The 26,443-nt window shown below is 59.2% G+C and carries 22 protein-coding genes, 1 tRNA gene and 1 other annotated feature; of the genes, 12 read left to right on the top strand and 11 right to left on the bottom strand.

Annotated elements, in window-relative coordinates:
- Positions 1-17: 17 nt before the first annotated feature.
- The 4 genes from B5477_RS05675 to B5477_RS05690 form a co-directional block, all read right to left on the bottom strand.
- Entirely contained in the window at positions 18-1,331 is a 1,314-nt protein-coding gene (locus B5477_RS05675; protein ID WP_079698797.1) for an ABC transporter substrate-binding protein, read from the bottom strand.
- Positions 1,332-1,544: 213 nt separating this feature from the next.
- Positions 1,545-3,323, bottom strand: coding sequence for a sensor histidine kinase (locus B5477_RS05680; protein ID WP_079698798.1), 1,779 nt, complete (start codon positions 3,321-3,323; stop codon positions 1,545-1,547).
- A 4-nt stretch (positions 3,324-3,327) separates the two neighbouring features.
- Positions 3,328-4,860 (bottom strand): response regulator transcription factor, encoded by a 1,533-nt coding sequence (locus B5477_RS05685; protein WP_079698799.1) that lies wholly within the window; start codon positions 4,858-4,860, stop codon positions 3,328-3,330.
- Positions 4,861-5,197: 337 nt separating this feature from the next.
- Positions 5,198-5,279: transfer RNA gene (locus tag B5477_RS05690), tRNA-Leu, on the bottom strand.
- A 166-nt stretch (positions 5,280-5,445) separates the two neighbouring features.
- On the opposite strand from B5477_RS05690, the gene B5477_RS05695 reads away from it, so the two are divergent.
- The 3 genes from B5477_RS05695 to B5477_RS05705 all read left to right on the top strand — a co-directional run bounded on the left by B5477_RS05695 (position 5,446) and on the right by B5477_RS05705 (position 8,907).
- Positions 5,446-6,720: a condensation domain-containing protein gene (locus B5477_RS05695; RefSeq protein ID WP_079698800.1), complete on the top strand. Its 1,275-nt coding sequence runs from the start codon at positions 5,446-5,448 to the stop codon at positions 6,718-6,720.
- A 12-nt stretch (positions 6,721-6,732) separates the two neighbouring features.
- Positions 6,733-7,395 carry a DUF6320 domain-containing protein gene (locus B5477_RS05700; protein ID WP_079698801.1) on the top strand — a complete coding sequence of 221 codons (663 nt, stop codon included), beginning with the start codon at positions 6,733-6,735 and terminating at the stop codon, positions 7,393-7,395.
- 225 nt (positions 7,396-7,620) lie between these two features.
- The gene (locus B5477_RS05705) at positions 7,621-8,907 is read left to right on the top strand and encodes a hypothetical protein (protein ID WP_079698802.1); all 1,287 of its coding nucleotides are present in this window, start codon (positions 7,621-7,623) and stop codon (positions 8,905-8,907) included.
- Positions 8,908-9,006: 99 nt separating this feature from the next.
- On the opposite strand, the gene leuD is transcribed toward B5477_RS05705, so the two are convergent.
- Positions 9,007-9,486, bottom strand: a complete 480-nt coding sequence (leuD, locus tag B5477_RS05710; RefSeq protein ID WP_079698803.1) for a 3-isopropylmalate dehydratase small subunit — start codon at positions 9,484-9,486, stop codon at positions 9,007-9,009.
- Between the two features lie 15 nt (positions 9,487-9,501).
- Positions 9,502-10,761, bottom strand: coding sequence for a 3-isopropylmalate dehydratase large subunit (gene leuC, locus B5477_RS05715; protein WP_200806040.1), 1,260 nt, complete (start codon positions 10,759-10,761; stop codon positions 9,502-9,504).
- Positions 10,762-10,825: 64 nt separating this feature from the next.
- Positions 10,826-11,077, bottom strand: a binding site (T-box leader).
- A gap of 279 nt (positions 11,078-11,356) precedes the next feature.
- Between leuC and B5477_RS05720 the strand changes: the two genes are divergently transcribed.
- On the top strand, positions 11,357-12,589 hold the full coding sequence (locus tag B5477_RS05720) for a hypothetical protein (RefSeq protein ID WP_143533550.1): 1,233 nt from the start codon (positions 11,357-11,359) through the stop codon (positions 12,587-12,589).
- 46 nt (positions 12,590-12,635) lie between these two features.
- Here the strand turns inward: B5477_RS05720 and B5477_RS05725 are convergent, their stop codons facing one another.
- Together B5477_RS05725 and B5477_RS05730 are read right to left on the bottom strand one after the other, a co-directional pair.
- On the bottom strand, positions 12,636-13,505 hold the full coding sequence (locus B5477_RS05725) for a DegV family protein (RefSeq protein ID WP_079698805.1): 870 nt from the start codon (positions 13,503-13,505) through the stop codon (positions 12,636-12,638).
- Positions 13,506-13,599: 94 nt separating this feature from the next.
- A complete protein-coding gene (locus tag B5477_RS05730) occupies positions 13,600-15,201 on the bottom strand; it encodes a peptidoglycan D,D-transpeptidase FtsI family protein (protein WP_079698806.1) in 1,602 nt (533 codons plus the stop codon).
- Positions 15,202-15,420: 219 nt separating this feature from the next.
- On the opposite strand from B5477_RS05730, the gene B5477_RS05735 reads away from it, so the two are divergent.
- From B5477_RS05735 to B5477_RS05750, 4 genes are read left to right on the top strand one after another with little or no spacing between them, the layout of a single operon-like run.
- Complete coding sequence (locus B5477_RS05735) at positions 15,421-16,725, top strand: phenylacetate--CoA ligase family protein (protein ID WP_079698807.1); 1,305 nt, start codon at positions 15,421-15,423, stop codon at positions 16,723-16,725.
- A gap of 44 nt (positions 16,726-16,769) precedes the next feature.
- Positions 16,770-18,506 carry an indolepyruvate ferredoxin oxidoreductase subunit alpha gene (iorA, locus tag B5477_RS05740; protein ID WP_079698808.1) on the top strand — a complete coding sequence of 579 codons (1,737 nt, stop codon included), beginning with the start codon at positions 16,770-16,772 and terminating at the stop codon, positions 18,504-18,506.
- Positions 18,507-18,527: 21 nt separating this feature from the next.
- Positions 18,528-19,106 carry an indolepyruvate oxidoreductase subunit beta gene (locus B5477_RS05745; protein WP_079698809.1) on the top strand — a complete coding sequence of 193 codons (579 nt, stop codon included), beginning with the start codon at positions 18,528-18,530 and terminating at the stop codon, positions 19,104-19,106.
- 20 nt (positions 19,107-19,126) lie between these two features.
- A complete protein-coding gene (locus B5477_RS05750) occupies positions 19,127-19,558 on the top strand; it encodes an ACT domain-containing protein (RefSeq protein ID WP_079698810.1) in 432 nt (143 codons plus the stop codon).
- A gap of 53 nt (positions 19,559-19,611) precedes the next feature.
- Here the strand turns inward: B5477_RS05750 and B5477_RS05755 are convergent, their stop codons facing one another.
- Positions 19,612-20,865: a hypothetical protein gene (locus B5477_RS05755; protein ID WP_079698811.1), complete on the bottom strand. Its 1,254-nt coding sequence runs from the start codon at positions 20,863-20,865 to the stop codon at positions 19,612-19,614.
- Between the two features lie 396 nt (positions 20,866-21,261).
- Here B5477_RS05755 and B5477_RS05760 point away from each other — a divergent pair, with 396 nt between their 5' ends.
- Together B5477_RS05760 and B5477_RS05765 are read left to right on the top strand one after the other, a co-directional pair.
- On the top strand, positions 21,262-22,605 hold the full coding sequence (locus B5477_RS05760) for an MATE family efflux transporter (RefSeq protein ID WP_079698812.1): 1,344 nt from the start codon (positions 21,262-21,264) through the stop codon (positions 22,603-22,605).
- Positions 22,606-22,620: 15 nt separating this feature from the next.
- On the top strand, positions 22,621-22,776 hold the full coding sequence (locus tag B5477_RS05765) for a peptide deformylase (RefSeq protein ID WP_079698813.1): 156 nt from the start codon (positions 22,621-22,623) through the stop codon (positions 22,774-22,776).
- 44 nt (positions 22,777-22,820) lie between these two features.
- Here the strand turns inward: B5477_RS05765 and B5477_RS05770 are convergent, their stop codons facing one another.
- Positions 22,821-23,426, bottom strand: coding sequence for a pentapeptide repeat-containing protein (locus B5477_RS05770; RefSeq protein WP_159448947.1), 606 nt, complete (start codon positions 23,424-23,426; stop codon positions 22,821-22,823).
- 108 nt (positions 23,427-23,534) lie between these two features.
- On the opposite strand from B5477_RS05770, the gene B5477_RS05775 reads away from it, so the two are divergent.
- Positions 23,535-24,518: an ROK family protein gene (locus tag B5477_RS05775; protein WP_242942130.1), complete on the top strand. Its 984-nt coding sequence runs from the start codon at positions 23,535-23,537 to the stop codon at positions 24,516-24,518.
- 12 nt (positions 24,519-24,530) lie between these two features.
- Positions 24,531-25,529 (top strand): Gfo/Idh/MocA family protein, encoded by a 999-nt coding sequence (locus B5477_RS05780; protein ID WP_079698815.1) that lies wholly within the window; start codon positions 24,531-24,533, stop codon positions 25,527-25,529.
- Positions 25,530-25,568: 39 nt separating this feature from the next.
- Here B5477_RS05780 and B5477_RS05785 read toward each other — a convergent pair whose 3' ends face one another.
- Positions 25,569-26,426, bottom strand: a complete 858-nt coding sequence (locus tag B5477_RS05785; RefSeq protein WP_079698816.1) for a DNA-3-methyladenine glycosylase family protein — start codon at positions 26,424-26,426, stop codon at positions 25,569-25,571.
- Between the last annotated feature and the right edge of the window lie 17 nt (positions 26,427-26,443).

Below are 26,443 nucleotides of genomic sequence, written 5' to 3' on the forward strand. Positions count from 1 at the left end.
CCGCAGCCTGATTATAATCAGCCAATTTGACCGATTTGAGCGGCGCGGGATTCGATGGCGGACAATGCCGCATCAATATCCCCGCCCTGCAGGACAGTCTGGAGCTCTTCCTCAACGATATCGTCGATGTTATAGGTATTAATGCCATACGGGACCTGTGGAACCAGCTCGGCCCAAGCGGCGAAATCTTCCCAGATCTTCTGGTTGCCGAAGAAAGCGTCCTGTGCCTCATAGTTGGTGAAGTTGCCGTCGCTTTTGTGCGAGCTGAACAGGCCGATTTCGTTGACCAGTTCGTTCAGGAATCCAGTATCGCTCGCAAAGGTCTCTTTTAAGAAATTCTCGGCCACATCCGCGTTTGCTACCTTATCCACGACATACCAGGAGGAGCCGCCCACATTGGAAGCATTTACGGCTCCCTCTACATGGTCCATGCGGGGAATGGGCTTTAGGGCCCATTTGCCGCTCTGATCCTCAGCGGTCTTGATGGTGGCGCTGATCCAACAGCCGTCAACGATGGTGGCAAGGTCCCCGTTTTGAATACCGCGCACCTTTTCATCCCAGCCTGGGAAATTCATGACGATGCCGGCATCCATCAAATCTTTATATACCTGCATGGCCTCTTTGATCACCGGATTGCCCGCGATATTTAAGGAGGTGTTGTCCTCGCTTACATACCAGGTGCCGGCTGACTGCATCAGAATTTTCATTAGGGTTAAGTCGCCGCTGGTCTGTTCCAGCATGCTGACGCCAGTCGCTTCCTTTACTTTCTTGCCTATCTCGATGTATTCGCTCCAGGTGATATTGTTCAGATCTTCGCCAGTGTACCCGGCCTGTTCCAGAAAATCCACACGATAGAACATACCGCATACGGCACTGTCAAAAGGAACGCCATAAATTTTTCCATCGCGGGTAAAGGCGCTCAGTTTGTAGGGCATCCAATCGTCTGCGTTTATAATACTGGACAGATCGCGCAGCGAACCGGGGAAAACGTCCAGATAGCCGCCCACCCTGTAATCTTCGATCAAAACGATGTTGGGCAGGCCGTCATAACTTTCCGCCGCAAAGGCGGTATTCAGCTTCTGGACAACATCATTGAGCGACTGGCTGATCACGGTTAAAGTCACATCAGGGTGCTCAGCCTCATAGCGTTCCTTTGCGAGGCGCAGCGCCTTCACATTAAAATTGTCGTCCCACGCCCAGGCGGTAATTTCTGTTTTACTTTCGTCGGCCGTTTTTCCGGCATTGGAGCCGGAGGTGGAACCGCCGCAGGCCGGCAGGCACAGTGCTGCCGCCGCAGCCAGCAGCAGAGCAAGTAGTTTCCTGATCCTCATGAACCTTCCTCCTCTTATGGCCAGAAATTTGTCGAATCTTTTTGTAATGCGCGCTCATTACCTGTGCTTTCATTATAGTGTGTCGTCCGAAACAAGCGGTAGGATCAATTTTGGTCAAAATAGGATTGATTTGAGGATATAAAATAAAATAACACAGTTTATATATTTAATTTTGTTAACCTTAACCAATTAATCTTGGCGGCAATGCAGAGATTACTGGTCCCCGGCGGGTAGACGGATTGTCACACAGGTGCCGCCCCCCACACTGCTGGAAATTGACACTCCGAAGTTTTCCCCGTATAACAGCTGCAGCCGCTCATTCACATTCCGTATGCCAATGCTCTCCCTTTCCTGGGCGCTATGTGAGGTTACTGCTTCCTGTGAGGAGAAGCCGCATCCGTTGTCAATGATCTCGCAGACCAGCTCGCCCTTTTTTACACGCGCAAAGATGCTAACCAAGCCGCTGTCGTTCTCCTCCGGGAACGCGTGGAAAAATGCATTTTCCACAAAAGGCTGCAGCATGAGCTTGGGGACGAGGCGGTCCTTTGCACTTTCCTCGCAGTGGAATTGCAGGGAAATGCGGTCGCCAAAGCGGATTTTTTGTAAGAAGGCATAGCTCTCCACGCTGGCGAGCTCCCGCTCCAGCGTGATAAATTCCTGGTCGCTGCTGATATTGCTGCGCAGCAACAGCGTAAGCATATCGAGCGCCTTTTCCGCATTTTGGTTTTCACCGTGTATGATCAGAAACTTGATGGAAGCAAGGGTATTGTAAATAAAGTGGGGGTCCAGCTGCATGCGAAGGCTGCGTATCTCCATCTTGCGCTTCTGCCGTTCCTTTTCCTGTAAAGCCCCGACATAGGACTCCGCCCGTTGGGCCATCCGGTTGTAAGCGGTTCCCAGCTGCCGTACCTCATATCCTCCCTTGATCTGGATGGGCATGAACATTTCCTTTTCCTTCGCGTGTTCCATATGGCGGATCAGCTGCCGCAGCGGTGCAAACCGAAACTCAAGCCGTGTGAAAAGCACGAGCAGCATCGCAAGGATGACCAGCAGGCAGACGAATAACGTTTCATAGAAACTTTCGCGTACATGCTGCACCACCGTCTGATTGTCGATGATGGCGATGGCATGAAGCCCCCAGTTGCTGATCGGGACGGAAACGAGATGCACCTTTGCCTCCTGAAAGAAGGCTTCTGCAAAAGCAAGGTCCTGCTGTTCCGCCGCACGCGCGGTTTTTAACAGCTGTGGGAAGGAGCGGCCGATCAGTGTCTCGTCCTCGGCGCTCACGATAATTCCCTCGTCGTTGAGAAGCATCAGACGGCTTGAAGCGTTGCTCAAGGCGGTGTAAGCGCTTTTTAGTTGCCCCTGCCGCACGACAACATAGGCAAATCCATAAATTTCCCTGTTTCCTCTGCTTCGGAGCGTTTTGGACATCAGTATGCAGTTGTGGTCCACATCCCATTCGGACGGCCCGTTTTGTATGAAAATATATTCCGGCTTGTTGGAAGCACTCTGTCCCTTGTAAGAGGCCGCCTTTTGAAGGAAAAATTCTTCGGTTACAGTGGAATACGCATAAGATTTTTTTACCGCCCCCTTCACATCGGTTAAAATCAGCGGCCAGGAGAAACCGTTCTCTCCAATAAAATCCAGCTGTTTGAGCAACGTCGTCAGCTGGTAGGACGCCTGTCTCGCTTCCAGCGTAGTGGCGTCCTGCGTGGTGAGAAAAGATTGCACAGCCCAGCCGCTTTGCAGTGCGTACAAAAGAGAGGAATGCTCCTGCGTCCATTCGGCAAAAGACTCCTGCACCTGTCCCAGGCTCTGCTTACTTGAATAGCTGATGGTATCCAGATGGAGCTTCTGAGAATTGTTCCAGGAAATCGCCATGGTCAAGGTGCACGCAACGACCACCCCAGCCACGGTAAGAAGCAGAACCTCCAAAAACAAGCTGTTCGCCTGGACAATTTTTAAAAAACGTCTCTGGTTCGTTTTCATATATTCACCTCTGTCTTTTCTGGTACTGCTTGCGGTAAGCGGTGGGCGTCACACCAAGACTTTTTTTAAAAACGCGGGAGAAATAACTATTGTCGGTATAGCCTACCTGCGCGCCCACCTCAGCCACGGAAAGAATGTTTTCCTGGAGCAGTTGCTGAGCCTTTTGAATGCGCACGGTGTTCAGATACTCTGTAAAGCTCTTTTGGTAATGCGTCGTAAAATAGGCTGACAAATAATGATAGTTAAAACTGAACTGTTTGGCCAGATCATATAGGGAAAGCTGCTGCGCATAGTGCGTTTCAACATAATCCAGGATCATTTCCTCTGACGGTTTTTTTTTGATGATACAGTATTGCTGCAGCTCTTCGGCCAGCTGCTCCGTCAGCTGTAGCAATTCGCCGGAAAAACGTGTATTGCTGATGCGTACGATCAGGTTGCGGCGCAGCTCCACCGTATGTTCCAGCGGAAGCTCGGCCTCTTCGAGATAGTCGATAATTTGGTATACGATATTAGAGAGAAGGGCCTTTAATTTTAGCTCTTCCATGGAGGCGGTGGAAAGAATATCCCGGGTATACTGTACCATCGCGTCGAGGGCGTCCAGCATGCGCCCCTGTTCCAGTAAAGCGCTGAAATGCTGCACATCCCAGGGACCCCTTTCCTGAAATCCGGTTCTGAGGGAAGCCTCCTCGATGAAATAATCCTTGTGATGATAAAAACGCTGCTTGAGTGTTGCAGCATATCCATTTTTCCAATGCTGGTACAACTCAGACCAGTGGCCGATCGCATCGCTATACACCCAGAACGAGTCCCCAAGGGAATGCTTCATAATCACCGCAACCCGCCTTGCGGCCATGGTATCCCGCCGCTCAAACTCTGCTGATGTATTGATCAGCAGAACCAGCCTCCTGTTTTCAAACTCGGCCACGGTGGTACAGCGGCCTGAAAAGCATTCCTGCGCCGCTTTACGCAGTAAATCGCAACAGCGGCCAAGATCCGGCGCCTTGTCAAAGACATAGGGCACGTCCATGGCCAACAGCCTGTACTGCGGACCCGGGAAAAAAGGCCCTGGATCCGCCGCAAGATTTTCAGACATCCCGGCCAATAGCAGGCCCAACAGGCTTTCCGCTGTCGGACGAAAAGAAGGTACAAAATGACAGGATGGAATTTTTGATGCGATCCTTTCCAGGAGGGTCAGCAGCTCGTCCGCCTGCAGCGTGGGCTTGAGCACATAATCAACCGCCCCATACTGAAAACAGTCGCGGACATATTCAAAATCACTGTATCCGCTCAAAACAATTACGCGTATATCAGGGAAGCGCATCTGCAATGTTTTGGTCAGTTCCACGCCGTCCATCTGCGGCATTCGGATATCGGTAAGTACAATGTGCGGCCGAGCTTGTGCGATTAGCTCCAGGGCCTGTTGGCCATTGGCCGCCTCCCCTGCGATCTCAAACCCGTACGCAGCCCAATCGACCAGGTAGTGAATCGACTGGCGGGTTTCATATTCATCCTCAACAAGAAAAATTCTGCATTTCATGAAATCTCTCCTGTTCCTATTTCAAAAGCCCTTATCCCCTTAATCCGGCAAAATGTCTGTTTCTTCGCGTTTGCTTCCAGTATAGCATACATGATACAAGGGTTGTACAGATCGGGGGGAGTTTGCTTCTTTTTATTTGTATATTAAAAGAATAATTGTGCAGGTGAGAAAAAATGATCATTATCTGTTTTTCAGTATAAGGATGATCGTGTCGATCTTTCCATCGGGTAATGATGCTGTTAACATAAAAAACACGTTTAAGCGATTCGCTTAAACGTGTTTTTGCGGCAGTAGACGCACAAAAATCCGAACCCTATGGGTTCGGATTTCATGCTGTTGGTGCGGGAGATGGGACTTGAACCCACACCCCGAAAGACTGGCTCCTAAGACCAGCGCGTCTGCCATTCCGCCACTCCCGCACAGATACAAATTATACTAGCATATTTTTTGGCGGCGTGTCAACTGGGGAGCGCCGCGAAGTTTTAGAGATCATTTACATCTTAGCAGTTGTTTTACGAGGGAGCAGCTACTATAATAGAAACAGATACCGGGTTCGGCAATCAAGGAAAAGCAGGAGCGCGCCTCATGGAGAAAAAATACCGCGAATATTACTGGAAGCGCCTGGACAACGCGGCCAAGGCCTTCTCGGCGATTTCCAATAAAAAGAACACCAACGTCTACCGCTTGAGCGCCGTCCTGCGCGAGGAGGTGATCCCCGACCTGCTGCAGCAGGCGGTGGAGCGCACCTTGGTGGATATTCCATCCTTTTGCGTCAAGCAGCGCAAGGGCTTTTTTTGGTATTATCTCGAAAGCAACTTCTCAAAGCCCCTCGTCCAGGAGGAGCGAACCTATCCTTGTCTTAGGATCGAGCGGATTCAAAACAACGGCTACCTGTTCCGCACCTCCTACTTCGGGCGCAAGATCAGCCTCGAGATTTTTCATTCCCTGACCGACGGAACCGGGGCCTTGATGTTTTTGCGCCGGCTGCTCTACCATTATCTAACCTTGGCGCACCCTGACCGGGACCTGGGTGAGTGTCCGCTCTTCGAGGGGAGCTGCCACCCCAACGAGTTCGAGGAGGACAGCTTCATCAAAAACTATTCCCGGGATTCGGAGAAGGAGAGCCACACCACGGCGGCGGCCTTCCGCCTGCGCGGGCCGCTGCTGGAAAGGCGGGTCACGAGAGTGATCACCGGGGTGCTGCCGGTGCGGCCGATGCTCGCTTTATGCAAGAGCGCGGGCGCCACTGTGACCGAATACATGACCGCACTGCTGCTGCGCTCGATCTATCTGGGCGGCAATCCGAAATTTCGGCGGGATAAGCCGATTGTGATCTGCATCCCGGTCAACCTGCGCAGCTTCTACCAGTCGCATACCCTGTGCAATTTTTTCTCCTACCTCAACATCGGAATGACCTTCGACCGGGACTACACCTTTGAGGAGGTGCTGGAAAGGGTCAAAAAGTCCTTCAAGGAGGAGCTGTGCCAGGAGCGCCTCGCGCAGAAGCTGCGCTACAACGTCGAGGCGGAGCGCAACCTGCTCGTGCGCTTCATCCCGTTATTTATCAAGCGGATCGGCCTGCGGGTCATTCACCGCCGGGGTGAGCGGGGGCAAAGCTGCGCGCTCTCCAACCTCGGGGTGGTCACCCTGCCGCAGGGGATGCAGGAATTTGTCGAGCGCATGGACCTGTTGGTGAGCATCTCTTCACTCAAGCCGGTCAAGGCGGGGATGGTGAGCCTTGGGGACAGAATGAGCTTCACCTTCACCAACTCCCTGGTCTCGGCCGATGTGCAGCAATACTTTTTCAGCTTTCTCGCGCAAAAGGGGATCGACTGCGAGATCGTGCACAATGAAATCTGAGGAGGCGGCGGGATGACCTATTGCAAGCGCTGCGGCGTGAGGGTGCAGGGCGAGGACGAATACTGCGTGCTCTGCGGCGCCCCGCTCGAGAGCTTGGGCGGGGAAGAGGCGCCGCTCTATCCGCATATCAAGTTTTCCAACCGCATGCGCTACCTGCTGCGTGTGCTGGCGATGGTCTCGGTGGTGCTGGTGGCGCTCTCACTCTATTTCGATTATGTCGCCGACAGCGACACCATCTGGTCGCTGATCGTGCTCGGGGCCACCATCTATGGCTGGACCAGCTTCCTGACCGCCCGGCGCTCCTTCAAAAACGTGGGGCTGATGATCTTCATCCAGCTCATCGCCATCTCGGTGCTCGGCTATGTCATCGACCTTTCCACCGGCAACCACGGCTGGATGCTCGGCTACGTCATCCCCTTTCTGATCATCGCCGCGCAGGGGATCATCACCTCGGTCATGCTGGTGCGCCCGCTCCTTTTCCGGGACTTCGTGCTCTACCAGTTCATGATCGGAATTTTGGGGATCCTTTCGATTTTGCTGATGGTCTTCGGTCTGACCACGGTGTGCTGGCCCTATATTACGGCCTGCATTTATTCGGCCGTCATCCTGGTGGGCACCATCCTGTTGGCCGACCGCAAAACCAAACAGGAGATGGTCAAACGGTTCCACTTTTAAAAAACAAAAGAAAATGACCCATAGTATAGCTTACTATGGGTCATTTTTATATGCCGTCTGGTCGTTTTGGGCCGCAAAACTGCGGTAATTTTACTAAATTATCCTAATTATATCCTTTTTTGAGAAGGTTTACAAGGGGAATCCGGCTTTTGGGGGAGATACCCGCCCGGAAAAAGACAGCCAGTAAGCTATGCTGTAGGTCTTTCCGGAAAGGATGGAAGTTGGATGAAACGAAAGCTCCTGGCCCTTGTGATCGTTGTCCTGATCTTGTTCCCCATCCGCGCGTGGGCGCTCTCCCCATCCCAGGCGTACGCGGACGTTTACGGGATCTCCTTCCCGTTCACCCCTTCGCCGCGCGCCGACAACTACACCTTCACGGTCTATGAAGGGAGCACAGCTGACCCGGCCAGCCTGCTAATGCAGAAGACGTTGAGCGTTCCCGCGGCGCAGACTGTTTTCCTGCCCTTTGACTATGATCTGACCCAACGCCGGCAGTACCTGCTGACCGTGAGTGCCAACGTACAGCCGCAGCGCCAGGGGCTGGACGCCCCCTTCACCCGGGAATACCCCTTCGAGGCCGGGGTCACCTGCGGGCATCCGGAGGCTCCCGGCGCCTTCCTCGCCGGGGATGGCAGCAGCGAAAACCCCTACCGGGTGGGCACGCCGCAGCAGCTCGACCATGTGCGCGAGCACCTGTCCGCCTGCTTTCGGCAGACGGCGCATATCGACCTTAGCGGCTGGCCCACGCCCTGGCAGCCGCTCTCCGTCTTCACCGGAACTTACGACGGGGACGGCTACACCATCTCCCATATCCCCTTCCAAAACATTGAAGGGTTCAGCCTGTTCGGCCAGCTCAGCGGGGCCACCGTCCGAAGGCTGGGGCTCACCGGTCTGGACTTCTATTCGCCGACGGGCGTCACGCTCGGCGCGCTGGCGGGCACCACCGAAAACTCCTTTATCAGCGAATGCTTCCTGCGGGATTCGAGCATCGGCGGGGTGGACAACAATAACGGCGCGCTGGCGGGCAATGTGAACAATTCGACCCTGGAGCGCTGCTATGCCGCACATGTAATTACCCAGGGCCGGCATGTGGGAGCCTTTGCGGGTCACTCGAGCGGGGCGGTTTTAAACGAGTGCTTTGCCATCCCTGACAAAATTACCTTTTACAGCTATGGCCGGGGGACGCTGGTGGGCTGGGACAATGCCGGCAACGACCAGTTTTCCGGCTGCTATTATTCCAACGACACCGCGCCGGGAGTCGCCAAGGGCGCGGTGGGCTGGTATATGCGCTCCGGGACTTACAACTACGACCCGGCCGGGACCTTGGGACTGCCGCTGGGCTCGTTCTCCTCGCTCTCCAACCTCCCGGGCCTTTCCGGGGAATATTGGGAGGTCAGGGAGGGGGCCGAATACCCCACCCTTCGGTGCGAGCGTCCGCTCACCGCTCCGCAGTCCCGCGCCCTGCAGTCCGCGCCAAGCGCGGACGAAGCCGGGTTTGGCCCGGAGGACTGATTGGCGAGGGGAGGTGAAAATTTGCCGATGGGGGCGGCATGCACCCAAACGCAGAAAAAGCGGCGCGCTGGCTATTGAGCCAGCGCGCCGCTTTTTTTATTACTGGATGGATCTAAGCAGCCCGCCCTTGCGGATGATCTCGAGGATCGACTCGGGGAAGGGGACCGCGGTATATTTCTTGCCGGTCGTGAGGTTTTCTATCTCTCCGGTGTCCAGGTTGACCGAGAGGGCGTCGCCCTCCTTGGTTTCGTCCACCAGCGCGGGGCACTCGAGGATGGGCAGCCCGATGTTGATCGAATTGCGGTAGAAAATCCGCGCGAAGGAGCGGGCGATGACGCAGCTCACGCCGGCGGTCTTGATGGCCAGGGGCGCGTGCTCGCGGGAGGAGCCGCAGCCGAAATTGTTCCCCGCCACGATGATGTCCCCGGGGCGCACCTTCTTGACGAAATCCTTGTCGATGTCCTCCATGCAGTGGGAGGCGAGCTCTTTGGGGTCGGTGGTGTTGAGGTAGCGCGCCGGGATGATCACGTCGGTGTCGACGTTATTTTGAAAGCGGTGAACAGCACCTTTTAACAGCATATCTGGTTCCTCCTTTTACAGTTTGTCGGGGGTGGTGATGTAGCCCGCCACGGCGCTGGCCGCCGCGGTTTCGGGCGAGGCAAGGTAGACCTCGCTGGTGGTGTCGCCCATCCGCCCGACGAAGTTGCGGTTGGTGGTGGCCACGCACCGCTCATGCGGAGCGAGGATCCCCATGTGCCCGCCCAGGCACGGCCCGCAGGTCGGGGTGGAGACGGCGCAGCCGGCGAGCATGAAGGTTTCGAGGTACCCTCTTCGCATGGCCTCGAGATAGATTTCCTGGGTGGCGGGGATGATGATCGCCCGCACGCCGTCGTGCACCTGGCGGCCTTCAAAAACCTTGGCGGCGGCCTCGAGGTCGCTGATCCGCCCGTTGGTGCAGGAGCCGATGACCACCTGCTGGATTTCGATTTTATCGAGCGCCGCGACCTCGCGCGCGTTCTCCGGCAGATGGGGCAGCGAGACGGTGGGCTTTAAAGTGCTCAGATCAATGTCATAGCTCTCCACGTAAGGCGCGTCCTCGTCGGCGGCAAATTCGATGTACTCGCCCGCGTTATGCTCGCGCATGTAGCGCCTGGTCTGCTCGTCCACCGGGAAGATGGCGTTCTTGGCGCCGGCTTCGATCCCCATGTTGGCGATGGTGAACCTATCGTCCATCGAAAGGGAGGCGACCCCCTCGCCGCAAAATTCCATCGACTGGTAGAGCGCGCCGTCCACCCCGATCATGCCGATGATATGTAGGATCACGTCCTTGCCCGAAACGTAGGGGGACAGCTTGCCGTGCAGCACAAAGCGCTGGGCGGCCGGGACCTTGAACCAGCACTTGCCGCTCTTCATGCCCGCGCACATGTCGGTCGAGCCCACGCCGGTCGAGAAGGCGCCCAGCGCCCCATAGGTGCAGGTGTGGCTGTCCGCGCCGATGATGACCTGCCCGGCCTTGACGATCCCCTGCTCGGGCAACAGCGCGTGCTCGATCCCCATCTTGCCCACGTCGTAGAAGTGGGTGATGTCGTATTTGCTTGCAAACTGGCGGCAGCGCGCCGACTGCTTGGCGGCCTTGATGTCCTTGTTGGGGGTGAAGTGGTCGCACACGATGCAGATTTTGTCCTTGTCGTAGACGCTCTCGAAGCCGTACTTCTCGAACTCGTCGATGGCGACGGGGGTGGTGATGTCGTTGCCGAGCACCACGTCGCAGGGGATGCTGATCAGCTCGCCCGCCTTCACCTCGTCCTTTTTGGCGGCGTGCGCCAGAATTTTCTGGGTCATGGTCATGGCCATATGGGAATTCCTCCTATCGGTTAATATACTGTTTCTACAACAAAAAAGCCCTTCGCCTCTAAACCTTAGAGACGAAAGACTGCTGTCTTACGCGGTACCACTCTAATTCATACCCTCCAAACAGGGGGCATGCATCTCGGACGGATACAACCATATCCTCCCGCTGTAACGGGCGGGTCACGTCCCTTCCTACTCCTGACGTTTGAGAAGGGCTACTGAGAGGGGAGTTCGCACTCCTGCCGCAGCTGCCTTGCACCAACCGGCAGCTCTCTGCGTACGGGGAAGGGGTCCTACTGGTCCTCGTGAGCGTATTTTCATATTGAATTCATGATAAACTTTTGCTTTCCGTTTGTCAAGATGCTTTTCCGCCGGAAAAAATAAAAATGACCGTCAGTAAGGATATCAGGTGGTCAAGCGTAGGCCGAAAGCTCGACTGTAAAAAGAGCATTCGGCCGTCTCTTGCTTTCTTTTTTCTAATTATACCCTGTTTTGGTACGGATTTCAAGGGAAGAGGGCGGCTTTTCATCCCGTCCCCCGGCGGGGTCGGCCGCAAGATATCCTTGCTAGCGGTCTTATTGCTTAAGGGGGACGCATGATGAAAAAGCTGATGGGAACCGTCGTTGCAGTGCTGGGCGCGCTGCTCGTCCTTGTGCCGTCCGGCGCCGCGGGAGACGGTGTGACGGTAACGGTGCAGGACGGCTATTCCTGCGATTACGGGATAAACATCCCCTTTACCCGCACCGGGAGGAGCGACAGCTACACCTTTGAAATTTATGCGGGGGACACGGCGGCGGGCGCCCCCGAGGTGCGCGCCGAGGTGGAGGTACACGCCGATTCCCCGGTGACAGTCTTTCTGCCGCTGCGCTACGATGTTACCGGGCCAAGCACGCACACCCTGAAAGTGACGGCCCACGTCCTGCCGGGGCGGGAGGGGCTGGAGCGGGAGGGGGTGAAGACCATCTCCTTCGTCACCGCCTCCACGCCGACCTGCGGCTGTGCGGCGGGTACGGCGGGCGCGTTTTACATGGGTACGGGTGCGGCGGCCGACCCGTATTGGATCTCCTCGCCGCAGCAGTTCGACCATGTGCGCCCACATCTGGGAAAGAGCTACCGGCAGGTCAACGACATCAGTCTGGCGGTATTTGATAATTTTTCGCCCATACCCAGTTTCACCGGAAGCTACGACGGCGGGGGGTACGTGATTTCCGAGGCTAATATTACAGCGAATGCAGCCAGCTTGTTTGGCAATCCGGTCAACGCCCAAATTGAAAATTTGGGCGTTCGGGATTCGGTATTTCATGGGCAGAGACTGGCGGCGGCGATGGGGACGTTTTATGGAAAAGTTGTGGTCAGAAATTGTTTTGTTGAAGATTGCACTTTTATTGCCGAGTCGACTCCCTATTCCTATACCGGAAGCATTTCCGCCGGAGATGACAATACAAGTGACAACAAATTGAATCGTATTGAAAATTGTTATGCCTCGGGGCTCACGATCCGAGGTGCCTATGTGGGAGGAATATCTTCCGAAGGGAACGGAGGAACAAAGTCGATCGGCTGTTACACCCTGATCGATTCACTGTCCTCCACGCTTAAGGGCGGGGCGATTACCGGCTATGACATCAACGCTTCCGCCTGCGCCTGGGAGTACCCCAACTCCGCCGGGGTCCAGTATGCCTGTGGGGACAAAAACAACAACGGCTGTTTTGCCCTTACCGGCGCCGAATTCGCCGACCAGAGCAAATTTACTTCCCAGGGCTGGGACTTTGACACGGTCTGGCGGATGGACGGCTCTTTGGGCCGGCCGGTGCTGCGGGTGTTCGACCACTAAAAAGCGGTCCCCGGCATGTGCCGGGGGCCGCTTTTTATGCCATATGCTAGCGCTTCTCCCCAAAGAAGAAGAGCGCGACCGTTCCCGGTCCCGAATGGGCCCCGATGGTGGGCCCGACGTAGTTGATGATGAAGTTTTCGATCCCGAGGCGGCGCTTGACCTCGTCGGCGACGTACTGCGCGTCCTCCTGGCAGTCGCCGTGGCTGATGAAGACGATGTCGTTTTGCCTCCCCGCCGCGAGCTCCTCCATGTAGTCCACCAGCTTTTGCAGCGACTGGCGCCGGCCGCGCACCTTGGTCAGCGGGATGAGGTGCCCCTCGTCGTCAACATGCAGCACCGGCTTGATCCCCAGCATGGTGCCGAAGAAGGCGGCCGTCTTGGAGACCCGCCCGCCCCGGTAGAGGAAGTTCAGATCGTCCACCGTGAAATAGTGGCAGAGATGCAGCCGGTTTTCATAGAGCCAGTCCCTGACCTCGTCGAGGGTCTTGCCCTCGCTTTTGAGCTTTAACGCCCGGTAGACGAGCAGCCCCTCGCCAAGGGAGGCACACAGGGAGTCCACCACCTCGATTTTGCGCTCGGGGTACTGCTCGCGCAGCTCCTGGGCGGCCACCTCGGTGCTCCCGCAGGTACCCGAAAGCCCGGAGGAAAACGCGATATGCAGCACGTCGTAACCCTGCTGCAAAAAGGGCTCGATCACCGCGCGCGCCCCTTCGGGGGAAACCTGGTGGGTTTTCGTCATCTTCCCCTCGCGCATGAGGGCGTAAAAGTCCTTCGGGTCCAGCTTCTTTTGGTCCCCATCGTAGTCCTCCCCGTCGATGGAATACCCCAGATGAGCGATCGGAAGCCCATTTTTCTCAATGAATTCCTGCGGCAGGTCCGCGGTATTGTTGCAGGTAATGACATATTTGCCAGCCATTGCTCGCACCTCACCCTCAAAATTCGGCGCAGCGCGCCGGCCCAATGGTGTCATTATATACCATCCCGGCCTGTTTCGCAAGCAAAAGCGGGAATCAGGACAGCTTCCCGAGGCGCTGGATTCCGTTGGCGACCTGCCGGAAGACCGGGGCGGCCACCGCCCCGCCCGAATTGCCACCCTCGTTGAGCACCACGATGGCGTACTTGGGGTCCTTGGCCGGGTAGAAGCCGGAAAACCAGGCGTGGACGATCTCGCTGCCGTTTTCCAGGAATATCCCGGTCTGGGCCGAGGCGGTCTTCCCGCCCGCCGAGCCGATGTCGGGCTTGGCGTTCTGGCCGCTGCCCTCCTCCACGGTGGCGACCATCATCCGCTGCAAAATCTGTGCCGTGTTCTGCGAGATCACCCGCACCGGGGCGGTGGCGGGGTTTTCCTGGGAAAGGGTCTCGCCGTCCGCGGTCGCCCCCGCCACCAGATGGGGCGACACGGCGCTGCCGCCGTTGGCGATACAGCAAATCAGCTGGGCGATCTGCACCGGGGAGGCGGTCAAGGCCCCCTGCCCAAACGAGAAGTTGGCAAGCTCGGCATGGTTTTGCAGCGCCTCGACGCTCGGAAGGGTGCCGGCGGAGGTGCTCAGCTGCGGGGCGAGGCGGATGGAGCGGCTAAAGCCCACCGCCCGGCACAGCTCCAGGTAACGCGCCGGATCGAGCTTCTGTCCGAGATTGATGAAATAGGGGTTGCAGGACTGCTCGATCGCCCGCTGCATGGTGAGCCAGCTGTGGCCGGTCAGCTTGTGGCAGTTGAAGCGCACCGAGTCGATTTCAATGTAGCCCTTGCACTCGTATCCCAGGTTCTCGCTGATCCCGCTGTCCAGCGCGCAGGCGGCGGTGAGGAGCTTGAAGGTGGAGCCGACGTTGTAGGCGGAGAAGGCCCGGTTGACAAAGGGGGAGCCGGGCGCGTCCATCGAGGCCGAAACGTCGCCGGGGTCGAAGGCGGGGAAGCTGGCGCTGGCCACGATGTCCCCGGTGTGGATATCCATCACCACCACCGCGCCCTTTTCGATGTAATAGCCGGCGGCTTCCTCGACAAGTTGCTGGATTTCCTTATCCAGGGTGAGCACCACCCCCTCGCCCGAGTAGTTCCGGCTGATGGCGGGGGCCACCCCGGCGAGCGGAGATTTGCGCGCGTCCACCGCGTAGCTGATCGACACTTTGCTGCCGCAGGAGGACAAGATTTCGTCGTAGGAGCGCTCGATCCCGTAGGCGCCCTTGCCGTCCTGCAGGTGGCCGATGATGTGGGCGGCAAGCTGGGGGGAGGAGTAGCGCTCGCTCGATTTAAAGACGTCCACCCCATAGGCGTAGATGTCGGGGGAGTCCACCTCAATTAAAAAGGGGCGGTTGTCCGAGAAGCTCTCTATCATCTGCTCCCGCCGCTGTCCGCTGAGCTCCTGGGAGAGCGCCGCCAGGGACTGGCGGCAGGGCATTACGGCGGCGATATACCGCTCCCGGTTGCCGGTCAGCGGCTGCAGGTTGCGGTCGTAGATGGTGCCCCGCTCACTGACCACGTCCAGCGTGTAGCTGCTTTGGGTTTTGGCGGCGGTGCTCAGGCTGTCCCCGGCGGTGAGGTAGTAAAGGCGGAAAAAGAGGGTCGCGGCCACGGCGACCATCAGGCAGAACAGCACGGTCATGCGCTTATACATGGGAAAAGCCCCCTCAGATATTCTTGATTCAAGGGTATTATTGGGCGGCGGCAAAGCGGCTATGCGGGCGGGTGCGGCCCGGATTTTAGGGGATTGTGAAATTTATGATGATTTTTCGCTTATTTTCTGCTATAATGATTTTACTCGTTAAAGCGCGGGACGAAAATCTGGACAGCCGCCCCCGCAAAGACAGAATCGAGAACCGCTGGAGGGTCCGCCATGATTTTTGAAAAAGAATTTGAAACCATGCGGCGCGCCGACATCGAGGCGCTGCAGCTGGAAAGGCTTCGGCACATCGCGCAGTACTGCTACGAGCGCATTGAGATGTACCACAAGAAGTTTGACGGCGCCGGCTTTGATCCGGCAAGGATCAAGACGCTGAGCGACCTGCAATATATGCCCTTCACCACCAAGGAGGACATCCGCGATACATATCCCTTCGGCATGTTCGCCGTGTCGATGAAGGAGGTCGTGCGCATCCACGCCTCCTCCGGCACCACCGGCAAGCCCACCGTCGTGGGCTACACCCGGAGCGACCTGGACGTGTGGGCGCGGCTGGTGGCGCGGCTGTGCGCCGCGGTGGGGGTCACCGACGAGGACATCGCCCAGATTTCCTTCGGCTACGGGCTCTTTACCGGCGCGCTGGGACTGCACTATGGGCTGGAGCGCCTCGGTGCGGCGGTGGTCCCCGCCTCGAGCGGGAACACCGAAAAGCAGCTCATGCTGATGAAGGACTTCGGAGCGACCACCGTCATCTCCACCCCTTCCTACGCGATGTACATGGCCGAGACGGCAAAGGATCTCGGATACGACGTCAAGAACGACTTTAAACTCAAAATCGGCCTGTTCGGCTCGGAGGGCTGCTCGATCGAGCTGCGCGAAAAGATCGAGGAGGCTTGGGGGCTCTTTGCCACCGACAACTACGGCATGAGCGAGCTGATGGGGCCGGGCGTCTCGGGGGAGTGCTACCGCCGCGAGGGCATGCACGTCGCCGAGGACCACTTCATCCCCGAGATCATCGACTCCCACTCCGGGCAGGTGCTGAAAGCGGGGGAGACCGGGGAGCTGGTTATCACCACCCTGACCAAGGAGTGCTTCCCGGTGCTGCGCTACCGCACCAAGGACATCAGCCGCCTCAATTACGAGCCCTGCGAGTGCGGGCGCACCAACGTGCGCATGGACAAGATCATGGGCCGCGCGGACGATATGCTCAAGATCCGCGGGGTCAACGTCTTCCCCGGCCAGATCGAGTCGGTGCTCTTTACGGTTAAGGAGATCGGCCCGCATTACCAGCTCATCGTCACCCGCGAGGGGTTTGTGGACAAGCTGGAGGTCAAAGTCGAGCTGCTCGACGGCTCGCTGCTCGAGAGCTACAGCGAGCTCGAGCGGCTGCACGGCGCGATCAAGCACAAGCTGCACACCGTGCTCGGGATCGACGCCAAGGTTTCCCTGGCCGAGCCCAAGTCGATCGAGCGCTTCGCGGGCAAGGCCAAACGGATCGTCGACCTGCGCGATGCGCACTGAGACACGTACTTGAATTGTGAAATAGACTTGGAGGGAAATTTCCATTGAAACAGCTCATGCTTGGCAACAAAGCGGTTGCCAGAGGACTTTATGAAGCCGGGTGCACCATCGCTTCCAGCTATCCCGGCACCCCCAGCACCGAGATCACCGAGGAGGTCGCCAAATTCGAGGAGGTCTACGCCGAGTGGGCGCCCAATGAGAAAGTCGCCATGGAGGCGGCCATCGGCGCGTCGATCGGCGGGGCGCGTTCCTTCTGCGCGATGAAGCATGTGGGCCTCAACGTCGCGGCCGACCCGCTCTTCACCGCCTCCTATACCGGGGTGAACGGCGGCATGCTCATCGCCGTGGCGGACGACCCGGGCATGCACTCCTCCCAAAACGAACAGGACTCCCGGCACTACGCCGAGGCGGCCAAGCTCATGATGCTCGAGCCCTCCGATTCGGCGGAGTGCCTGCAGTTCACCAAGGACGCCTTCGAGCTTTCCGAGCGGTTCGATCTGCCGGTGCTGCTGCGCCTCTCGACGCGCATCTCCCATTCCCAGAGCATTGTGGACACCGGCGAGCGGCAGGATGTGCCGTTGCGCGAATACAAGAAGAACCCCCAGAAATACGTGATGATGCCCGGCAACGCCAAGGGCCGCCACGTCGCGGTCGAGGAGCGCCAACGGGCGATCAAGGCATATGCGGAGAACTGCCCCTACAACCGGGTGGAGATGGGCGACAGAAAGCTCGGGATCATCACCGGCGGCGTCGCCTACCAGTACGCCAAGGAGGCCTTCCCGCAGGCGAGCTTTTTAAAGCTCGGCATCTCCTACCCGCTGCCCGAGCAGTTGCTGCGCGACTTTGCCGCCGAGGTCGAAACCCTCTATGTGGTGGAGGAGCTCGACCCCTTCATCGAGAACCACTGCCGCGCGCTGGGGCTCGAGGTGAAGGGCAAGGAGGAATTCACCCTCCTCTACGAGTATTCCCAGACCTATCTGCGCGAAAGAATCGCCGGGGAGAAGCCGGAATACCTGACGCTCGACGAGAATATCCCGGTGCGCCCGCCGGTCATGTGCCCGGGCTGCCCGCACCGCGGCCTCTTTTACACCTTACATAAGCTGGGGGTCACCGTCTTCGGAGACATCGGCTGCTACACCCTGGGCGCCGCGCCGCCGCTGCAGGCGATGGACACCACCGTCTGTATGGGCGCCTCGATCAGCGGGCTGCACGGCTTCAACAAGGCCAGGGGCAGTGAGAGCGCCAAAAATTCGGTGGCGGTCATCGGCGACTCGACCTTCATGCATTCGGGGGTCACGGGGCTGATCAACATCACCTACAACAAGGGGATTTCCACCGTCATCGTGCTGGACAACTCGATCACCGGCATGACCGGGCACCAGCAGAACCCCACCACCGGGCTGACGCTCAAAAATGAGCCGACCTATATGGTGAGCATCGAAAAGATGTGCGAGGGCGCGGGGGTGCGCCGTATTCGGGTGGTGGACCCCAACGAGCTTTATGAGCTCAAGAAGATCATCACCGAGGAGCTGGCCGCCGACGAGCCGTCGGTCATCATCACCCGCCGGCCCTGCGTGCTGCTCAAAAAGGTCAAGAAGAACCCGCCCTTCCATGTGGACCGCGCGCGCTGCGTCTCCTGTAAGATGTGCCTCGGGATCGGGTGTCCCGCCATCAGCATGAAGGAGGGCAAGGCGCAGATCGACGCCACCCTCTGCGTGGGGTGCGACCTCTGCCAGAGGCTCTGTAAGCCCGGCGCGATCAAGAAGCACGACGAGGACTAATGCGAAGAGGGGAATAACGATATGAATACGACGAATATTATGATTGTCGGCGTGGGCGGACAGGGCACCCTGCTCGCCAGCCGGATTCTCGGCAGCGTGACGCTGCAAAGCGGGCTGGACGTCAAGGTCAGCGAAGTCCACGGCATGAGCCAGCGGGGCGGTTCGGTGGTCACCTACGTCAAATACGGCGAGAAGGTCCTGTCCCCGGTCATCGACAAGGGGGAGGCCGACTATATCGTCTCCTTCGAGCTGCTCGAGGCGGCGCGCTGGGTGCCCTATCTCAAAATGGGTGGCAAGCTGATCACCAACACCCAGCAGATCGACCCCATGCCGGTGATCACCGGCGCGGCCGAATATCCGAAGGACCTGGTGGAAAAGATCAAAGCGAAGGGCGTGGACATCCTGGCCTTCGACGCGCTCTCCCCGGCACTGCAGGCGGGGAACGCCAAGGCGGTCAACGTGGTGCTCATGGGCGTGCTCTCGACCATGTTGGGGTTTGATAAAAGCCTTTGGACCGACGCGGTGAAGGCATTGGTACCCGAAAAGCTGCGGCAGCTCAATTTGGAGGCGTTCGAGCTGGGTGTCAAGGCCGCGGGCTAAATGGAAAGGAGAGGTTTTCGATGGTAGTTAAGCAGCTGTCCGTCTTTGTGGAGAACAAGCCGGGGAGGCTTTATGAGATTACCTCGATTTTGGGGGAGCACGGCGTGGACATCCGGGCGGTCTCCATCTCGGACACCACCGATTTCGGGATCCTGCGCCTGATCGTCAGCCATCCGGACGTGGCCCAGCGGGCGCTCAAGGAGGCAGGGCTGACCGTCTCGCTGACCGAGGTGCTGGCCATCGGGATCGAGGACAAGCCGGGCGGGCTCTCGAAGGCGATGAAGATTTTATATGACGAGAAGATCACCGTCGAGTATATGTACGCCTTCATCAGCCGGGACCAGAAGGCGGCGTCGGTGATCCTGCGCGTAAGGGACAACGCGCTCGCCGCCGAGAAGCTCTCGCAGCAGGGAATTTCGCTGCTGGGAGAGGAAGAGATTTTCGATAAATAAACGGATACAAAGAAAAGAGGCCCCGCAAGTTTGCGGGGCCTCTTTTGGCGCGGTTATTCGTAGAAGCCGCGCAGCACCGGCACCTCGGCCGTCACGCTGCCGCCGGGCGAATCGAAGGTCATATGGCGCACCACCCAGTCTGAATCGTCGAAGCCGGTGAGATTCCCGAGGGTGGAGAAGCCGGCGAGGGGCAATCCCTTGGAGTAGGAGTCGATCGAGACGCGGGCGTTGAGATAGGCCCCGCCCGCCCCGTTTGAGACCACCGAGGTGCACCAATAGGACTGGGTAATCGAGGTGGTATGGCCGTCATAGGCGCTCGAGCCGAACAGGGCGCCCGACGGGTATCCGGCCGATTCCGTCGAAAGATAGGCGGGGATCGCGTAGCAGTGCGACATTTGGAACCGGGCCTCGTCAGCGCGCCCGACCAGCCCGGCGGGGCTGCTGTGGGAATCCACCCGCGCGCCCAGGGCGTAGCAGCGCTCGATCCTGCTCGCCTCACCGAAGAATCCGCCGATCAGTCCGCCGGTGTTGTAGCCCTTGAGGGAGCAATTGAGGCTGTAGCAGTCGCGGATTGTGCCGTCATGGACAGAGCCCGCCAATATGCCGATGTGATCGCTCAGGGTGGGGAAAATGGCGGTGGAGTCCTCGATCCCGAGGCGCTGGACGGTCGCCTGCCTGAGCGTCCAAAACAGGGGTTTATCCAGCCCGCTGATTTTATGCCAGCCGCCGTCGTAGCTCCCGGTAAAGCAGCTGATCGTCGGGAGGGTCCCGCCGCAGTCGATGTCTGCTACCTGCAAGAGACTTGCGGCGAGGTGCTTTTCCATATGGGCGAGCTGTTCCCGCGCGCCCACCAGAAAGGGGCGCTGCGCGCTGCCGTCCCCCACGTAGTAGGCCCCCGCCGTCCCGGCGGGGCAGCCGCAGGTGGGGGCGGTGGTGAAGGTCCTGGCGGCCGTGGCCTCCCGGTCGAGCGCCTTCCGCCCGGGCGCCACATGGGCGGTGACGGCCAGCGTCCAGGTGCTCGGCCCGGCCGGGTCGTAGCGCAGCGGCAGGTAGACGTTCACCGGTGCGGCGGAGGTGATCTCCACCGCCGCCGTGACCTCGGGGCTCCCCGCCGCCGCACCGCCCGGGTAAAGGGAGAAGGTATAGCTGCCGGTGCGCGGCGAGCGGGTGAAGGGGATATTGACCCCGTAGTCGCAGACGTAGCCGCCCTGCACCGCGACCGTTACCCCCTCCTGCGCGGCGTGGACGGGGAGGGAGAGCGCCGCGAAGACGAGCGGCAGGAACAGAAAATGGATAAACCGTTTCATCAGAGGTCCTCCTGACAGGGGCCGCGTCTGCAACAAAACAAAATGACCAGCAGATATGCAGTCTAACGGCCGCGCGTTCATCGGGAGGGGATGAAAAATCCGTCTTTTGCTTGCATTTTTCGCCAAAGAAGGATATAATTAGGGAAAGAATGGAAGGAGTTGGGAGCGCTGCTCCCTTTTCCTGCGAATAAGACTGAAATGAAGGCCGTTAGACTGCATATCTAACGGCCTTTTTATTTGAGGGAATTTTTGTTGCTTCCTGCTAAAAACCGGGCCTGTCCTTTGTCGCTTCCAGAGAGAATTCTCCTTTGCCCTTGACAGGCGCGCGGGCAGGTGTGATACAATTTTTAGTGATGGTTTTTTCTCGACAATACGGGGTGCAAAGGGGATAGCGGTTTGAATCGGGAACATTCGCTCTTCTGGAGGATTTTTTATATCGCCTTTCCGGTGGCGCTGCAGAGCCTGATCACCACCGGCGTTGCCGCGATGGATACGCTGATGATCGGCAATATCAGCGAGGTGCAGCTCTCCGCCGTCGCGCAGGGCAACCAGCCCTATTTCCTGTTTTCCACCACCATTTTCGGCCTGGCCACCGGCTCCACCGTGCTGACCGCTCAATATTGGGGCAAGGGCGAGCTCGACCCCATCCGAGCGATCATGGGCTTGATCCTTCGGGTGGGAATGATCGCCGGGGCGCTGCTCGGCGCACTGGTGCTCGCCTTCCCGGCCGCCGTGATGTCCATCTTCACCAACGACCCGCAGGTCATCGCCAGCGGGGTCGAGTTCCTTCGGATCATCGCCTTCTCCTATGTCTTCGCCGCCTTTACTGGGGTCTTTCTCATCAGCCTGCGCAGTATGGAGAATGTGCGGGTTTCGCTGTGCATCTATGGGCTTTCCTTCGCGCTCAACCTCGTGCTGCACTGGGTTTTTATCTTCGGCAACCTGGGCGCGCCCCGTATGGAGATCCGCGGCGCGGCGCTGGCGACCCTGATCAGCCGCATCTGCGAGAGCGTGATGGTGCTGGTCTATATGTACTGCATCGAGAAAAAGGTCCGCTTCTCGCTGCGCGATCTTTTCCGCCCGACGCGCACATACTGGTTCACGGTGGTGCGCTACAGCGTGCCGGTGCTCTGCAGTGAGATGATCTGGGCGGTGGGGATTTCGCTGCAGGCCGTCATCACCGGGCGGCTGGGCGTGTCGGCGCTGGCGGCCATCAGCTTTATCTCGATGCTGCAGGAGCTGGCCATGGTCCCGGTGATGGGCGTCGGGGTGGCCGCCGGTGTGATCACCGGCAACCTGATCGGCCAGGGGAAGGACGACGAGGCGCTGCGCACCTCCAAGACCATGATGAAGATCGGGGTCGTCTTCGGGATCGTGGTGGGGCTGATCCTGGTGCTGTTGCGGCCCGTGGCGCCCGGCTTCGTCGCCGCCTCGCCCGAGACGGCCGGGATCATCAGGGGGATGATGTTCGTCGCGGCCTATCTGCTCTTCTGCCAGTCGATCAACATCGTCACCCTGGCCGGGGTGCTGCGCGGCTCGGGGGACACCGCCTTCTGCGCGGGGGTGGACGCCTTCATCATGGTGGTCTTCAAGCTGGTCCTCGGCTTCTCGTCCGCCTTTTTGCTCCATTTCCCGCCGGTCTGGGTCTACTTCCTGCTCTCGAGCGACGAGCTGGGCAAGCTGTTCTTCATCCTGCCGCGGATGTGGGGCGGCAAATGGATTCACCATACCACCGTCTGAGGGGGATAAAGCTGTATTCTCCGCTTTCGGGACGAGAGCTGGAACGGGCACGAGTGGGCGCTAAAGGGCGACATGAGCGAGCTTATCCAGCACGAGTACGACCGTCTCGACGGGATCCTGGCGACCATGCGCGCGGTTGACAGCAGGGCGCTTGTCTATAAGGGGAAATAACAAAAGGAGCTTCGACGGCCGTCGAAGCTCCTTTAATGATAGGCTTATCCCACCCGGCAGCCCAGGCTTTCGGCGAGCAGGATTGCCTGGGTAACGTCTATCTTGGTGTTCTTGAGGATTGCGCTTTTGAAGTCCACCCCGTCGAGCAGCGCGCCGCGCAGGTCGCTGTTTTGCAGCTTGGCCCCGAAGAGCAGCGCATGTGAGAGGTCGCACTCCTGCAAGGAGGATTTGTGCAGGTCGCACCCGCGCAGGTCGGCATGCGCGAAGGAGATATGGTCCAGCGTCAGCCCGGACAGGTCGCTCTCGAAGAAGGCGGTGTAGTCGTAGCTCCCGCCCCGGATGGCAAAGCCGGTCAGGTCGGCCCCCGAGAAGGAGGAGCCGGTGCACTTGCAGTTTTCCAGGAGCGCCCCAAAGAGGATGCACTCCTCAAAGTTGCAGTTGAGGAAGGCGGTACCGCTGTGGGTGGAGCCGCCCATCTGCGCGAAGGTGAAGCTGCAGCGCTCAAAGGTGCAGCCGCTGGTGACAAGATCGCTCATCACGGCGCCCCCGAAGCGGCACTTGCGGAAGGTGACCCGCCGCAGCTCCCGCTCTCCGAAGTCCTCGCCCGAGAAGTCCTCGTTTTCATATTCCAGCCTGTCCTGCTCCAGCATGTTGAGCGCCCCCTTTTGAGTGAATAGGCTTATTGTATCACAGCGCTTTCCGGGAGGCAATATCCGATTGACGGCGAAGGGCGGGTATGCTACCATGGAAGGCAGAATATGCAAAAGGGGAGCGAGCGCATGAGCTATTATATCGGGATCGACATCGGCGGCACGAGCGTGAAGGCGGGACTGGTAAACGAGAAATATGAGATCGTCAAAAAGATGTCCCTGCCGACCTATTCCCAAGCTGGGGAGGACAACGGCGAAAAGCTGGCCAACGCCCTAAATAAGCTGGTGCGGGACCTCTGCGCCGAAACGGGGATTCCCCTCGGCGAGGTCGTGAGCATCGGCGCCGGGATACCGGGGAGCGTCGATTCGCAGAGCGGTACCATCATCTACTCAAACAATATTGTGATGGAGAACGTGCCGCTGCGCGAGCTGGTGCTCGCGCGCCTCGGGAGGAAGATCGAGATGGCCAACGATGCGGACGCCGCCGCCCTGGGCGAGTGCCTGGCGGGCGCGATGAAGGGCTGCAAATACGCCATGATGATCACGCTCGGCACCGGGGTCGGCAGCGGGGTGATTATCGATGGGAAGATCTATTCCGGCTACCACAGCCGCGGGGGCGAGTTCGGGCACACGGTCGTCGAGATCGGCGGGGTGCGCTGCACCTGCGGGCGGCCGGGGTGCCTGGAATCCTACGCCTCTGCCACCGGGCTGATCCGCATGACCAAGGAGGAGATGATGAGCGACCCACAAAGCGGGATGTGGGAGCTCGTCGGCGGGGACATCGGCAAGGTCGACGGCAAGACCGCTTTCGACGCCAGGGAGAAGGGCGACGCGTCCGCCGCCAAGGTGGTGGATACCTACATCCGCTACCTCGCCTGCGGGGTGACCAACTTCATCAACATGCTTCATCCGCAGAAAATCTGCTTTGGGGGCGGGATCTCCCACAGCGGCGAGGCGCTGCTCGCCCCGCTGCGCGCCGAGGTCTACAAGGAGGTCTACGGCGGCGCGGACCGGTACACCACCGAGCTGGTCCAGGCCTCTTTAGGCAACGACGCGGGGATCATCGGCGCGGCCATGCTCGGCCGGGAATAGGAGGTGGGCGGTATGGTGCGTCTGGGGACCGTCGGATCGGGCTGGATCGTGAAGTCCTTCCTGGGCGGGACAAAATATGTGGACGGGCTGACGCTCGCCGCCGTCTATTCGCGCAGCGGGGAGCGCGCGCAGCAGTTTGCGTCGGAGACCGGCGCGCCGGCTTATTTTACCGACCTGCGGCAGATGGCACAGAGCAATGAGATCGACGCGGTCTATATCGCCAGCCCCAATTCGCTGCACGTCGAACAGAGCCGCCTCTTTCTGGAGCACGGCAAGCACGTCATCTGTGAAAAGACGGTCGCCCCCACCCGTGCGCAGACCGAGGAGCTGGTGTGCCTGGCAAGGCGCCAAGGGCTCGTCTTCCTCGAGGCGATCGTGACCATGCATCTGCCCGCGCTCGCGCTGCTCGAGCGCGCGGTGAAAGAGATCGCCCCGGTGCGCCTGGCGCGTTTTGACATCTCGCAGTATTCCTCCAAGTATCCCGCCTATTTGCGCGGCGAGCTGCCCAATATTTTTAACCCCCAGTTTTGCACCGGCTCGCTGATGGACATGGGGGTCTATTGCGTCTATCCGGCCATCCGGCTCTTCGGGAGGCCGAAAGCGATCCAGGCCAGCGCCTCCTTCCTCGAAAGCGGCGCGGACGCCGCCGGGAGCGCCATCTTCGAGTACGACGGCTTCGGGGCGGTGATCACCCACTGCAAGGCCGGTACCACCAAGCTCGGCAGCGAGATCATCGGGGAGCGGGGCACGATCACCATCGACTCGATCTCCACCTTGCAGGGGATGACCCTGCACCACCCCGACGGGAGGAAGGAGGCGCTCGCCGGGGAGGACACCCGCGAGCACATCATGAGCTTTGAGGCGCGCTCCTTCTATGAGGCGATCGGGGACCCCGCCCGAAACCGGGAAAAGGTGGAGGAGCTTTGCGCCCTCGCCTGCGAGGTCAGCGGCGCGATGGAGACGATCCGCCGCCAGGCCGGGATCCGGTTTCCCAGCGATATACAGGATTAGCAGAAGGCCGCCAAAATTTTTTGGCGGCCTTCTGCTATGTTATATTCCGGCCCCGGCGAGCGCGCGGGGCTCCTCGAGCGCCTGCGGGCAGGTGCGGCAGTAGTGGAACAGATATTGCTGCGCGAGCCCGCCCACCGCCTCGAGCGCGGCGGGGAAACCGTCGGGATAGAGGATCGCCAGCGCCCGCTTGATCCAGACGTCCTTGGGGATACACTCCACTTTGCCATATCCATAGAGCAGCACGCAGTCCGCCACCTTGGGGCCCACCCCGTGGATGGTCATCAGCCGCTCCTTCGCTTCCCCGAGCGGGAGGCTGTAGAGCGAGCGCAGCTCCAGCTCGCCCGAGGCGACCTTTTGGGCGGCGTCCAGCAGGTACTTGGCCCGAAAGCCCGCCCGCAGCACCCCGAGCTCCCCGAGGGTGCGTCCCGCGAGGTCGCGAGGGGCGGGGAAGGCGTATTGCCCGCCGTGAAGCTTTTGGCCGAACTCCTTGCAGAGGGTGGCGATGATCCCCTTGATCCGTTTGATGTTGTTGTTCTGGCTCAGGATGAAGGAGCAGAGCGTCTCCCACTCGTCCTGGCGCAGCAGGCGCATGCCCGGGCAGAAGGAGACGGCCTTCTCCATCACAGGGTCCTGCCGCAGGATCAGCTTGAGCGCGCCGTAGTCCCGCCCGAGGTCGAGATACCGCCGCCAGAAGGGGGCGCAGTCATCTTCATTGCAGGAGCACTCCACCACGACCGCGGCCCCCTCCTGCCAGATCCGGCAGGGATGGCTGCCCGCCACTCCGGCATAGGAGCCGTCCTCCTGTAGCTGGAAGCGGAAGGCCTGCCCGCAGTCGAGCGTCTGCTGCGCATCGAAGTCGTCGGGCGAGGGGAGGGGAAAGCGGTGGATATGGCTCATAGCGGTGCACTCCTTTT

The organism is Provencibacterium massiliense (assembly GCF_900169495.1).
Classification (GTDB): domain Bacteria; phylum Bacillota; class Clostridia; order Oscillospirales; family Ruminococcaceae; genus Harryflintia; species Harryflintia acetispora.